This is a genomic window from Mucilaginibacter sp. P5_A4, assembly GCF_056400605.1.
This window is the reverse complement of sequence record NZ_JBFUKX010000049.1, coordinates 1-13,838: the sequence shown is the minus strand read 5'-3', so window position 1 is coordinate 13,838 and position 13,838 is coordinate 1. Positions and strand designations below refer to the sequence as shown.

At 43.4% G+C, this 13,838-nt stretch carries 12 protein-coding genes; 3 read left to right on the top strand and 9 right to left on the bottom strand.

Annotated elements, in window-relative coordinates; translation table 11 throughout:
- Positions 1-22: 22 nt before the first annotated feature.
- From AC1DQW_RS22715 to AC1DQW_RS22700, 4 genes are all read right to left on the bottom strand, one after another.
- The gene (locus tag AC1DQW_RS22715; protein WP_477456151.1) at positions 23-1,234 is read right to left on the bottom strand and encodes an AGE family epimerase/isomerase; all 1,212 of its coding nucleotides are present in this window, start codon (positions 1,232-1,234) and stop codon (positions 23-25) included.
- Between the two features lie 79 nt (positions 1,235-1,313).
- Complete coding sequence (locus tag AC1DQW_RS22710) at positions 1,314-2,498, bottom strand: glycoside hydrolase family 130 protein (protein WP_477456150.1); 1,185 nt, start codon at positions 2,496-2,498, stop codon at positions 1,314-1,316.
- A gap of 14 nt (positions 2,499-2,512) precedes the next feature.
- Entirely contained in the window at positions 2,513-4,366 is a 1,854-nt protein-coding gene (locus AC1DQW_RS22705) for a sodium:solute symporter family protein (protein ID WP_477456149.1), read from the bottom strand.
- 211 nt (positions 4,367-4,577) lie between these two features.
- A complete protein-coding gene (locus tag AC1DQW_RS22700; RefSeq protein ID WP_477456148.1) occupies positions 4,578-5,456 on the bottom strand; it encodes an AraC family transcriptional regulator in 879 nt (292 codons plus the stop codon).
- 519 nt (positions 5,457-5,975) lie between these two features.
- On the opposite strand from AC1DQW_RS22700, the gene AC1DQW_RS22695 reads away from it, so the two are divergent.
- The 3 genes from AC1DQW_RS22695 to AC1DQW_RS22685 are packed head-to-tail and all read left to right on the top strand — an operon-like array spanning position 5,976 to position 8,587.
- Positions 5,976-6,782 (top strand): MlaE family ABC transporter permease, encoded by an 807-nt coding sequence (locus tag AC1DQW_RS22695; RefSeq protein WP_477404293.1) that lies wholly within the window; start codon positions 5,976-5,978, stop codon positions 6,780-6,782.
- A gap of 12 nt (positions 6,783-6,794) precedes the next feature.
- The gene (locus AC1DQW_RS22690; RefSeq protein ID WP_477456147.1) at positions 6,795-7,568 is read left to right on the top strand and encodes an ABC transporter ATP-binding protein; all 774 of its coding nucleotides are present in this window, start codon (positions 6,795-6,797) and stop codon (positions 7,566-7,568) included.
- A 23-nt stretch (positions 7,569-7,591) separates the two neighbouring features.
- Positions 7,592-8,587, top strand: a complete 996-nt coding sequence (locus tag AC1DQW_RS22685; RefSeq protein WP_477456146.1) for an MlaD family protein — start codon at positions 7,592-7,594, stop codon at positions 8,585-8,587.
- A 287-nt stretch (positions 8,588-8,874) separates the two neighbouring features.
- Here AC1DQW_RS22685 and AC1DQW_RS22680 read toward each other — a convergent pair whose 3' ends face one another.
- The 5 genes from AC1DQW_RS22680 to AC1DQW_RS22660 all read right to left on the bottom strand — a co-directional run.
- Positions 8,875-9,069 carry a hypothetical protein gene (locus AC1DQW_RS22680; RefSeq protein ID WP_477456145.1) on the bottom strand — a complete coding sequence of 65 codons (195 nt, stop codon included), beginning with the start codon at positions 9,067-9,069 and terminating at the stop codon, positions 8,875-8,877.
- A 323-nt stretch (positions 9,070-9,392) separates the two neighbouring features.
- Positions 9,393-10,487: a DUF2971 domain-containing protein gene (locus tag AC1DQW_RS22675; protein WP_477456144.1), complete on the bottom strand. Its 1,095-nt coding sequence runs from the start codon at positions 10,485-10,487 to the stop codon at positions 9,393-9,395.
- 83 nt (positions 10,488-10,570) lie between these two features.
- Positions 10,571-11,611: a hypothetical protein gene (locus tag AC1DQW_RS22670; RefSeq protein ID WP_477456143.1), complete on the bottom strand. Its 1,041-nt coding sequence runs from the start codon at positions 11,609-11,611 to the stop codon at positions 10,571-10,573.
- Positions 11,612-11,990: 379 nt separating this feature from the next.
- Positions 11,991-12,323, bottom strand: a complete 333-nt coding sequence (locus AC1DQW_RS22665; RefSeq protein WP_477456142.1) for a hypothetical protein — start codon at positions 12,321-12,323, stop codon at positions 11,991-11,993.
- A gap of 6 nt (positions 12,324-12,329) precedes the next feature.
- On the bottom strand, positions 12,330-13,838 hold a 1,509-nt coding region (locus AC1DQW_RS22660; RefSeq protein WP_477456141.1), incomplete at its 5' end, for a hypothetical protein.

Below are 13,838 nucleotides of genomic sequence, written 5' to 3'. Positions count from 1 at the left end.
TTATCAAAATATGGGTAATTTTTTATTTTATCCGTTTTATAATTTCAATACAAGCCCTGCAGTTGTGATAAGGGCATTTCCAAAGGCCAACCTTATCTTCACCAGGCATAATGCTGCCGTCTTCCTTTATCCCCCAAAACCATTCACCGTTTTGCTGATCCAGTATTTTAGCCTTTACAAAAGCCCAGTTTTTTACAGATAGATCAAGGTATTTTTGATCCCGGCTGATTTGCCAGGCGTTAAAAAAGCCCACCATCGCCTCGGCCTGTACCCACCAGTGTTTCTCCTTAATGAGGTGATGTTTGGCAGGCTCGTACTCGTACCATAAACCGCCGTCGTTATCCAGGCCTTTCAAAACAACATCGGCTATCAAAGGGCACATTTCCTCAACATCCTCTTCCAACAATATGTCATTTATTACCTCGGCAGCTTCCAGCAAAAGCCAGGTTGCCTCAATATCGTGCCCGTATGATACCGTGTCCGATTTTCGGTTCCAGTCTTCATCAAAGAACAACACGAGGTGATGGGTTTTTACATCGAAAAAATGATCGAAAAAATTCCCTATCAGCGTTTTTATCTGCTTCCGGAGTCCTTTATCGGGCCAGATACGGTATAGGTTGGTGTACGCCTCCAGTACATGCAGATGGGTGTTCATGGTCTTCTTTTCGTTGGCGTCTTTCGCGCTCAGGCGCAGGTCGCCAATAGGTTGCCAGTCGCGGGTGAAGGCTTCCAAGTAGCCGGTTTGATGCTTATCATAGCTTTTAGCAACTAGTAAATGATACAGGGCTATTGCCTGCTCTTTCGCCACAGCTAAACCAGAGGCCTTATAATATTCGCTCAGGGCATAAATGGTGAATGCACTGGCATAAACCTGCTTTTTAGTATCCAGTTTATTGCCTTCATAATCAACCGACCAGTATACACCGCCAAATTCGGCATCAATAAAATACCTGCTTATATAATTGTAAGCGCGATGCGCCATTTGCAAGCTTTCGGCGTCCGGCTTTAAATTATAAGCCGCCGAAAAGCTCCACAAGATCCGCGCGTTCAGAACCGAACCTTTGGGTGCATTGGCGGTAACATTGTTATCATTATCTATCTTACCAAAAAAACCACCGTTTATCTCGTCTGGCGCATGTTTTTGCCAATAGGCGATGATGTTGCTTAACTCGGCAGTAAGTTCGGTTTTGTAGTTTGCCAACATATCTCCGGGACCATCTGTATGTATATGCATTTTTTATAGATAAAAACCCGCTACAAAGCTAAAAAGTCATTATGATGAAATGATATCAGGGCTGTTTTCCTACAAAATTTCAAACAGCATCCTGCAAATTTTTATTCCTGTTAATAATCTCATAAACCGTATCAACCGAAGTTGATGATCTAAATCCATCCGCAGGGGTATTCACCACATAATCAACCAGTTTATCAACTGTGGTGGTAGCTACATGCATGCGTGAATCTGATGACGCGTAATAAACAAATACTTTGCCATCCTCATCGGCTATCCAGCCATTACAAAAAACTACGTTTGATACATCGCCCACCCGTTCTCCTCCCTCGGGCGCTAAAAAGTAACCGCCGGGTTTATATAAAACTTTGGTGAGGTTATGCAGGTCGGTCATGAACATGTACAACACATAACGTAATCCGGCTGCGGTGTTACGTACGCCATGCGCCAGGTGCAGCCATCCTTTGCCGGTTTTTATAGGCGCCGGACCCTGGCCGTTTTTAGCTTCGTAAACGGTATGGTAAATTTTATTATCGATGATAGTTTCCTGGTCAATAACCGCATTTTCCATGTAATCGGTTAAACCAAAACCAATACCCCCACCCGTACCCGCGCTGATAAAACCATCCTGCGGACGGGTGTACATGGCATATTTACCATCCACAAACTCGGGATGCAATACTACGTTCCGTTGTTGCGGCGAATTGGTTTTCAGATCGGGCAGGCGTTCCCATTGCACCAGGTCCTTTGTGCGGGCAATTCCACAGGCGGCAACAGCCATTGATTGATCGTGCGCCGGGGCAGCAGGGTCTCTCCTTTCGGTGCAGAACAGGCCATAAATCCAGCCATCCTCGTGCTGCGTTAATCGCATATCGTATACATTGGTATCAGGCTCATCCGTTTGCGGCAGATCGATAGGATATTCCCCGAAAGTGAAGTTGCTCACGCCATCGGGGCTTTCGGCTACTGCAAAAAAGGATTTACGATCTGCCCCTTCCACACGAACCACCATCATATACCTCCCATTAAACTTTATAGCGCCGGCATTAAAAGCCGCATTGATGCCAAAACGCTCCATGAGGTATGGGTTGGTAGCAGCATCCAGGTCATACCGCCAGTTGATGGGGGTATGCGCCGCCGTAAGCACCGGGTTTATATAACGATCAAAAACACCATTACCGGTACCGGCTGTTTGATTGGGTTTTGTTATAAGTTGTTGTTGTTCCTGTTGCAGCAGGGCCAGCCTTTGTTTAAATTCAGGGGTCATATATATCTATGCTATCAATAATCTTTTAATTTATTCCACCAGGTTCTTTTCAGGATCAGCATGATCACAGCCAGCAAGGCTACGGTTACCAGCAATGGCATTTTTCGGTTGAGGATGAGATACATGGGCAATATGGTAAGGCATAGTTGCCCTATTGTACCTATTACCACGTTGAACATATTCAGTTTGAAGTTTTTATTGGGCACAAAGCTTGCATCATGGGCCATTACCAGTTTTTTAACCGGCTGCCAGAAACCCCAGGGACGTACATTGCTGTAAAAAGCTTTTAAAACCTCCATATCGGTAGGTGCGCTTGCATAGGAGCCTATAACCGAACCTGCCATCGAGATTAAAAACAACACCGGGAACCAGTACAGCAGCGCGCCGGTAGGAAATAGCTGCGGAAACAGGAAGGATAACCCGGAGAATATCATCGACGATAAAATGCCGGCCAGCATCCCGTAAAAGAAACCATTGGCATTAAAGCGCCACCAATGCCATTTGAGCACGTTAGATGCGATGTAGCCGCCATAAAGCGCCGATACGATCCATTGCAGTACACTGTTTACATCCTTTACAAAAAAGCCCAGGAACACCCCTACGGCCACTACAACTACCCCAACCAGGTAATTCATGGTAATGATTTTTTTGGTAGATGCTGCAGGGTTATAGTATTTAAGATAAATATCGTTAACAATATAAGCCTGCGCCGCATTCATGGTACCGCTGAATGTACTCATGAAGGCCCCTAATAAACCGGCAAGCAACAAACCCACCAACCCTACAGGTAAAAAGTTATTGATAACCGCCGGCAAAATCCTTTCAAAATCGATACCTCCGGCAGCATCTTTCAGGTTCATTCCATGGTAATACAGCAAACCCAATATGGTTAAACTTACAATAAGCGAGTAGCGGATAGGCAGCAGAATAATGCTTACAAATCCGCTCATTTTACTGGCTTCCTCAGGCGAACGGGTTGAGAGGATCTTTTGCATATCATAATTCGGCGCCGGTCCGGCCAGCGCCGCGAAGAACCCTTTGAATGTCATCATCATAAAAAACAAGCCGAACAGCGAATAACCGTCTTCCTGTATTTTTTGGTTAACCTCGGCAATAATGCCCGACCAGTTCATATCCAGGTGCTTACCAAAAAATGGGCTGTACCAACCGTCGGGCACGTTGAGGTTATGCCCGGTTAACTTGTTGGCAGCTATAAAACCTATCCAGATGCAGGCAACAGACATAATGCCGTACTTAATCATGTCGCCCAAAACAATACTATGCATGCCGCCCAAAATGGAATAGAACATAGCAAACAGCGTAAATATAATACCGTAAATATGAGGCACATACTGCGAAGCAACATTGAAGGGAACATAGGCCTTCACCAGGTGCCATGGGATAAAGATCTCGATGAACTTGCCCAGGCCAATAAACCCATAAGCCAAAAAGCCCAGGCAGCTTAATAAAGCAAATGCGATCACTATTTTGTGTGAGCTGCCTACCCCCGGGCCGATTTTGCCAAAACGGGTAGCCAGCCATTCGGCACCTGTGACAGCGTTTGAGCGGCGCAGCCAGCGCGAGAGGTACATCATTAAAAACACCTGGTTAAATACCGGCCACAGCCAGGGAATCCAGATACTCTTCATGCCGTATACAAAGCACAGGCTCACCATCCACATAGTGCCGCTGATGTCAAACATATCCGATGCATCACTCAATCCCAGCTTATACCAGGGCAGCGATTTACCACCAAGCATATAACTCTCCTTATTTTCGCGGGCCTTTTTACGGTACCACAAACCAATAAAAATGGTGCTTAGCAGGTACAACACTATGATGGTAACATCAATTAAGTGAAGCTTCATTTATTTTAAATAAATTGTTATTTTTTTTAACCTTTTCTCGATTTTTCTTGATTTTTCTTATCAAAAACTCGATAAAAGTGTATGTTTTTTCTCAAAACCGGCCAATTCAAAAGTGAGCTTATTACCGTCAATTTTATAATACTTTTTTAACCTAATATTTTAATTATTGGCGATATCCGTGCATTTTCAAATTACCACATTTTCAAATTGCTTAAATAAACACCCGGTTACCTGTGTAGGTTTCCCTGAACTCCTTGGGGATACACAGCTTTTTGCGTTTAAAGATCCTGTTGAAATTAGAGATGTTGTTAAACCCGCATTTATAAGCTATTTCGGCAACGGTGGCGGTGGAGTCTATCAGCATGCGGGAGGCATGGCCAAGGCGGATCTCGTTTAAACTATCGATAAAGGTTTTACCTGTACGTTTTTTGATAAACCGGCTGAAGGAAGCCTCGGGCATGTTTGCAATTTTTGATACTTCGGCAAGGGTTACCTGTTTGTTGTAGTTTACGTTCATGTGCTCAAATACCTTTTCGATACGGCGGCTGTTGTAATAAAACTTATCGTTGGTAAAACTTGGATCTGATAACATCCTCATATTGCGCGATATAGACAGATCATGCAGAATAGACATCAGCTCGAGTACCGAATCAAAGCCACTCTTTTTATCCAGGTTTATGATCCTGTCTTTCAACGCCAATATGGTTTCGGGCGAAAAAACTATCCCGCGCAGCGAGCGTTCCAGCATGCTTTTTACAAAGCTCATCTGGTTACGTTTCAGGAATTTTTCATCAAACAAATCTTTGTGAAACTGGATGGTTACCTCGGTAATCTGCTCGCTCTGGCATTGGTGCGTAAACCAGGCATGGTACAAATTTGGGCCCACCAGGGCCAGCTCCACATCATCAATCACCTCAATATGACCGCCTACCACACGTCTGGCGCCTTTGGCATTAATAACCAGGTTAAGCTCATACTCATCATGGTAATGCAGCGGGAAATCGAACTTTTTTTTAGCTCTCGAAAAAATGGTAAAGCAATCGCTGGGGGTGAGCGGCGTTATTTCGCGCATCACATTACTTGCAGGCATAAATTGTACAGGTTTAAATAGAAGAAAATATTGATACGAATTTAACAAACAAATATCAACTATTCATCATTTTTATAAGTTTTGAATAATTTTCCTCAGTGTATCTCATCACCTTATCTGCCAAATCACCATAAAAAGCAGCTATTTTCCAGGCAATTTATGTGTATATAAAACATCAAAAAAATGAGAAAAATCATAGAAAAATCGAGAAAAAACTATAAAAAGCAGTCATTTATGCAATAAATTTTTACACTTAATTAACGCTCATATAAATTGTAACATTTAGGTTTGCATCCAAATAGAATTTTAACTTTTAACCCAAATGGTCAGTACTTAAAGTACATGTTTATGCGGGGTAAGGGCAGGCACTTAATTGATGGTATTGAGGCGGCGCATAAAGCATTGGTCATAACAATTTAACATTACGTCCTATAATATATTCACAGGCAAACAAATAGTGAATAATTGTTGTAGATTAACCATAACAAAAACGAATCAAAAACTACTACCCCATATTTAATGGATACAGCAGAAAGCACACCGGCGGTAATAAAAAAAAGGTCGAAACTCAGGCAAAGTGTTACCGATTTTTTTATCAGCCTGTACCGGATTAACCAGTTCATTCTCCGCTTTTTCAGGGAGGCGTTTATGCCCCCTTTTGAGCTTAAAGAAGTAATGAAACAATGTTTTGAAGTAGGTGTACGCTCATTTACATTAATAACCGTAACCGGCTTTATTGTCGGGGTTATATTTACCAAGCAATCAAGGCCGTCGCTTTCGCAATTTGGGGCTCAGTCGTGGCTGCCGTCATTGGTTTCTATAGCCATTATGCGGGCACTGGCTCCTTTGGTAACTGCATTAATAGCATCGGGTAAAGTTGGCTCAAGCATTGGCGCCGAGCTGGGCTCCATGCGCGTAACCGAGCAAATAGACGCCATGGAAGTATCGGGCACCAAACCTTTTAAATTTTTGGTGTGTACCCGGGTACTGGCTACTACGCTTACCATTCCAATTTTATCAACCTATACCGGCTTTATTGCTATAGTTGGCGGGTTTTTAAATGTAAACCAAAACGAGGGCACTACCTGGAGCACATTTATCCAGGAAGTATTTGATCCCTTAACCTATACCGATTTTGTGGCATCGCTTGTAAAATCCATTGTATTTGGGTTTACCATTGGCATAGTGGGCTGCTACCAGGGCTTTAACTCCAGCAAGGGAACCGAGGGTGTGGGCAAGGCCGCCAACGGAGCCGTGGTAACAGCCATGTTCCTGGTATTTATTGAGGAGATCATTATAGTACAGATAACCAGCTGGTTCCGTTAATTACAGGGAGATATGGAGAAGAAAATAGTAAAAGCAGACCACAACAACCCGGTTATCAGCGTAAGGGGACTCGAAAAAGCCTTTGAGGATTATGCCGTTTTGCGTGGTATCGACCTTGACCTGTACCAGGGAGAAAACCTGGTGGTGCTGGGCCGCTCGGGTTCGGGAAAATCTGTTTTGATCAAGATCATATCCGGTTTGCTAAGTCCCGATAAAGGCGAGGTTAACGTGCTGGGGCATAACCTGGCCCACATCAGCGAAGAAGAACTGCAGGCGCTGCGCATCAGGATAGGCTTCTCTTTTCAAAACAGCGCCTTGTATGATAGTATGACGGTACGCAAAAACCTGGAGTTTCCGCTGGTACGAAACCGCAAGGGCATTACCCGCCAGGAAATCAATACCGCGGTTGAAACAGTGCTTGATGCTGTGGGCCTGTCGCAAACCATTAACCAGATGCCATCCGAGCTTTCGGGCGGGCAGCGTAAACGGATAGGCATAGCGCGCACGCTGATCCTTAACCCCGAGATTATGCTGTATGATGAGCCCACAGCCGGCCTCGACCCTATTACCTGCATCGAGATCAACGACCTGATTAACGAGGTGCAGGAACGCTTCAACACATCATCCATCATCATAACACACGATTTAACCTGTGCCAAACAAACCGGCGACCGCATAGCTATGCTTTTAGACGGGCGCTTTCAGCGTACCGGTACCTTCAAAGAAGTATTTAATACCGACGACAGCCGCGTTAAACCTTTTTTTGATTACAACTTTATACAGTAAAAAAAAGACATTATACCATTATCATGGATTCATCAGAAAATAAAAAAGCAATTATAGTAGGCATATTTTTAGCCTTAGGCTTAATCCTGTTTATACTTGGCGTATTCACCCTTGGCGGCCAGCAAAAATCTTTTGTAAAAAACATAAAGCTCAGCTCGGTTTTTAGCGATGTTGCCGGGCTAAAAAAGGGCAACAACGTGTGGTTCTCGGGCGTTAAGGTAGGCACCATCAGCGCGGTTAAATTTGTAGGCCCCGCCGAAGTACAGGTTTTTATGAATATCGACGAGGCCTCCCAGCAATACATCCACCGCAATGCCCAGGCTAAAATCAGCTCGGATGGTTTAATAGGTAACAAGATCATTGTGATAGATGGCGGCAGTCCGCAGGCGCCCGAGGTGCAGGATGGTGATGTATTACAAGCCGAAAAAATGCTCTCGACCGATGACCTGCTCAAAACATTGCAGGAAAATAACCAGAACCTGCTTGCCATAACCACCGATTTTAAAGTCCTGAGCCGCCAGATACTGGCCGGTAAAGGTACCGTTGGCGCTTTAATGGCCGATAATACCATGGCCAACCAGTTACGCGCCTCGATGCTTAACTTACAGGCAGCCACCCAAAGCGCGGCCCAAATGGCCGTACAGCTTAATCATTTCAGCAATAAAATGAATACCAAAGGCGGTCTTGCCGATAACCTGCTTACCGATACCGCTACATTCAACAAAATAAGGCAGGCGGTAAACCAACTGCAAAGCGCCGCTAACAATGCATCAACCCTAACCAATAACCTCAACAAAGCCAGCGACAAGCTGAACAGAACGGATAACGCCATTGGCGTATTACTTAACGACCCCAAAGGCGCTGTACAGGTACAAACCACCCTGAACTACCTGCAACAAAGCTCCATCAAACTCAACGACGACCTGGAAGCAGTACAACACAACTTTTTCCTGAAAGGTTTTTTTAAGGATAAGGCGAAGAAGGCAAAAGCAGATAGTTTGAAAAAGGCGGGGCAGTAAGGTTTATAAACATTATCGTCATTATAAGATCTAAAATCCGGGGACTCTGAAGCGGAAATGACGTTTTTGCATGGCGGATAGTCGACTCACCCCGACGAGGCTACGCCCGTCTGCCCTCTCTCCGACTGCGTCGCATAGAGGGGCAATAAAACAAAAATTGAGCTTCACCCTCTTTGCGGCGCAGCCGGAGAGAGGGTCGGCCAGCACAGCGTAGCCGGGGTGAGTCGTAGCCCGCGTTCAAGCCAATGTTTTATAAATCATGCGGGGCTAAAAGCCAGGCTAACTATTTACTTTTCTGGCGGAGGTGTAGTATCAGGCGTACTGATTTCGGGCTTTTCTGCCGGCGGCACCTCCTGCGGTATATTTTCGGCCCCTTCTTCGGGTACCTGTGGCTCACCCGGATCAGTAGGTTGCCGTATTTCCGGTCTTTCGGGCGTAACCGGCATTTCATCCGGCTCTATGGGCATCGTTCTCTTTTTCATATGGAAACAACAATGCAGAATTAGCAATGTTTGCAAAAGCCGATGTGGATGTGTCTCTTACCTGCCAACTGGGCTACTGTAGTTGCAAACTACAGGCATAATAGTTCGAAGTCAGAGACTTCGAACAGCGAGGACTTCGAACAGCGTGAATAAAATTTCGCGAAACGCTGAAGGGGAAATCACGTTTTGAAAAAGGGCTGTCATGGTGAGCCTGTCGAACCATAGCGGGCAAAGGCCCCTCCGCTCGCCCCTCCCACAAGTTCAGGGTGGCCGATAGTTTTTTGAAGGGAATTTACTTTAATACAAAAGCGTCATACATCGAGCTAAACGTAATCATCCTCGGGTGCTTCCCATTCCTCAAAAACCAGTTCCCTGCCTTCAGACAGTTTACAGTCGATGAATTTAAGTTGATGGTGTTTCTTTTTGTACAATTGATATATCCGCATTTTTACTTCTTTCGGCGTCCGGGTACCGAAATATATCGCACTTAATGATTCGATGGTGTAGTGTTTGATCCGTTCATCGGGTTGTATGGGGCCGCCAAAGTTAATATCAATGGCCCGCCATTCCCGTTCGTAGGACCAGGCCACTGTTTTTGCGGCAAACAGCGATTCTAGATGCCTCGCATATCCGTGCCATTTGCTTTTACTTAAATTTACCAGATCGACATCACCTTCATTGGCAAAAACTTCAGCAAAATCAAAAAAATTAATGCAGGGTTGCTGATCCTGATAGTTAACACGGCTGACCTTTCCTTCGAACTCCCTGAACGGGACATGTCCGGTAGCAAAGCGGTCACCAGGTTTGCCATGTTCATATTTTTTTGGCCCGAAATTTTCATAGCGAAAGCCAATACGCCCATCAAATGAAAATTCCAAACAGATCCCGGTGTGCTTGCTGGCGTAATGTGACCACATCAAAAAATTTGCAGGGTCTTCAGAAAAACAGGTCGTATAGCTATTGTTCAGGAATTTGTTGGTGATCCGTAAAATCTCGTCCTTGAACTTTAGCAGGTCAAACTTGAACTTCAATTTGAGTCCAGCTATCGATTTGGATATGGCAGCTTCCAGCATGTCAAAAAACAGATACTGATCTTCGCCCTTGAACTCCTGTATATTTTTAAATATCAGCTTTTCGAATTGATCACAAAGGTCATCATCATTGATAAATTGTATCAGCCTGGCGTTATTATTGTTTTCCTTCTGGGTATATCCGTCATCTTTGAGTAAAAGCGTGGTTTTGAATAAATACCTCACCAGTTCACCTACATATTCCGGGTCCTCTACCGAGAAATCAATCCTTACATTTAAGTCAAAAGGGTCATTAAGCTCCTGGTAATTGGCAAAGTATAGTTCCTGGTATTTTAATTCTTTGAACAGAAATTCGGAACAGGGTCTGTATTTATAAAGTTTTTGCATGTGAATCAGGTTTTCCCTGCAATGTACAGTTAGTTGTTTATTTCTGCGTTTACGACGTCAATAATATCCTGCTTCTTTGCTGTTCAATCCTGGAATGCAGCAACCAATTGTTGTTCTATATAACCGAGGATAATTTGTTCATCACTTTCAATCTCGGGGAAGTTAGCCAGGGTTAGGTCCTTAGATTTATTATTCAGGATGGCATCTGCTACCCAATCATCGGTCTTTGCGCCATAAAATTTGGAAATGACAACCGACATCCGATCCAACGGGTGCGGGTACGCGGCTGTTTCAATGCCCTGTACCTGATGCTGTACCTTAGAGAGGTCAATCAGGCATATCAAAAATAAATATCGGAGTTCCCTGGTTACAGGCCCGGCAAAGCTAAACTGGCGCAACAATAAACCAAAGCCCACAATATCGGCCAGATGTTCTCGCTGGTAGCTTTGGTTGGGGAACGGAGTGATGACCTTGCGGTCCTTAAAATCGGGGCTAAGATCCTCGTTTAAAAAATGCGCCAGTTCATGAAACATGATCAAAAATTCCTGAATGTTCAGTTTCAATAGGTGCTGACTGTTTAAGGGCTCCTTCAGCAGCACCTGCGGGCCGTGCGGCAACTTGGTCATCGTAAAATAAGTGTAGACTTCCGCATAGACCTCAATCATTTGACGTCTGGTAACCTTTTGACCGGGAAACCGTGAAGAGAAAGCCACCTGGTCAGGAAAAAGGAATGCCAGTTCAAGTTTTCCGAGCCTGTGCAACACCGTGATCAGCGCTGAGTATATGAATACCCCATAAAATCGCCCGTCCGGGGAGCGTTTTATACTGGCATTCAACACCCGGTTGTCGATGGTAGTAAAATAAAACCGCGCCTCGAAATCCCTGCGGACATTCTCCGGCAGCGTTGCATAAAATTCTGCTACCAACTGCTCCACGGCATCATGATACGCTGTTTTCAGCGACGTAAATTCCCGGTTAACGTCAAACCCGGTCGCTGCGATCTGTGCCGCGTAATGTTCCCTGAGAGCAGCCTGCCTGATCTCCAGGTCATCCGGTTCCGCACCATACTCATAAAGTTCTGCTTTGATATAGTCAGCATATGCTTTGGCGTCGCTAAATTCCATATGTTATTATTTACTGATTAGGCTTGTATCGCGCAAAAGTTGGGTGAAATTGATCTTTACAGGTGTTAGCTTATCGGCTTTACTGACTGATTCGTAGTTGTTGAGATTGACTATGGCCATATTATAATACTTGTCGTAGTAAAGTATGCGATGCGGCCACAATTGATTTGATTCACTGTCTTCAATTTTGATATCCTCCTCCTATTGAGGCCTTTTTGGAAAAAAAGATCATCCACAAATGGTGCGGTGACCATAAGCTAACTATTTATGTAAGTCCGGAACATCCTAACTATTCCGGCGGGTACCCAATTACATAATACTTTTGAAATCTGCGCTTACATACCGGTTGTAGCAGGCCCCGTGCTATAAATTGCGATGATTAATGAAGGTGTTTTAGATCAACCGTATGACCCGTTTGGATTTCATGTTGGTCCCTTGTGGCTTCCGCAATATTTTTTGATACCCATGTTGAATTAAGTTCTCTAAAATGTTCATCACGGCACACGGCTATATAAAGATCCATATCAAAACGCAGAGCGTTAAAAGCACGTATTTCAAAAGTCGCGGTCGCCTTCGACCTCTTTTCCGCATCTGATAATTGTTTTTGAGGCACTACTGACTTTTTTGTTTTATCCAAACTGCTTAAGATCATCCTAACCCGTAAACCTTTAGCGAGATGACCTTTCCCTTTTTTCAATTTTTTATTATTCATGGTTTTTTACTTTAATAAAGATGTAAATGGTACAGTAAACCGAATGCCTATTTCATTTCGATCAAAGAATTTGGCAGGTAATTGAGTGGAGTTAAATACATCATTAAACTGAATGTATCCTTCAAAATTGATCACTGGCTGGTCTTTTTTTGTATTAATAAAGGAAACCAAGTAGCCTAACCCTGCATTCATATAACCTTTCTTTTGATCAGGCATGTAATAAGATGGAAAAACATGCAAACCGTTTGTGCGGGAGCCAAATAAATAATAAGCATTACCATAAATTGACCATTGCMTATAATTGTCAATTTGTTCTGTATAGGCATTATACTTTTTAGTGACTTTCCTAACCGTATCACCACCAGTATTTTTGATAGTTACTTCTTGCGATATTTCGGTTGTGCTGAGTAATGCGGTGTTATTTGTCCTTTCCCAAACAGCAGCAAGATTAAAAAACCAAGCTGTTTTCTTAGAGCTATTCTGAATATATTGGTTCCAGACCAAACCAAGCCTATAGGTACCATAATCTTTTTTGGTCAATTGGGTATTAAATGGTAAATCTTTACTAAATGTATAGTAACTATTATTTCCGCCACCGAGAACTACTGTCAAATAAGAAAAACTCATTCCCGCTAATTCGAATTTTTCCAGAAATTTATCCTTTTTCTTTTCCAGTAAGGAATCTTGTTTGATTTTATAAAACGTGATCAAATCGCTTTTCAAAGTATATGCATTTTGCATGGAATCCACTTTATAATTTAATTTGATCAGATTTTTTTGCAATGGTGGCAGCTCGGTATTTCGTTTTACCAAGATATCAAGTACAGCTTTGTTTTCATCAAATGTTGTTGCTTCATCCAGCTTGCAGTCATCTACCATCTTTTGTGCTGCCGTAATCATATCTTTTTGACGACTAATCTCTTTAATGGCCATTTCAATCTGAAGTTTTACCAGTTTCAATTTCTCTGTAATTAAATTCATCTCGTCTTTAAAGGCATTTTTAGCTTTTGTTATGGAATCCCTCGCCGCCCATAAATCAAAATGATAGAGAGACTCCTGGGATGTCCAGGTTTCAAATTTATTGTGTCCAAAACGGAAATTATATTCAAGGGTGATCCCTGCATTGGAGTTTAATTTGGTATTACTAAATAAAGCTGCGTAGCTATTGGAAATCAAATCCCCTGAAGCAGATATTCCTAAATAACTCATATTTAAACTGTCCTTGTTACCCAATGCTGCGGTTCCTTTAAATGTAAAAGAACCATTCACTGGCTCGAAAGAAGCATAGTTACCAATAGTTGTAGGATTTCCAGCGCTTCCGACCAGTCTCCCAAATGCGCTGTTGAGCACTCGGTTCCATTCATTTCCGTTTAATTTCCTAAAATCGGCTGTGGCAGTAATCAGTGTATCGGCTTTAAATAAACTATCGGCAGCGAGTTTGTCCGTATTCGTTTCTTTTTTCGCTTTAGGAGTTGTTTGGGAATATTTTTTTGACTGTGCATTACCCTGTAATAC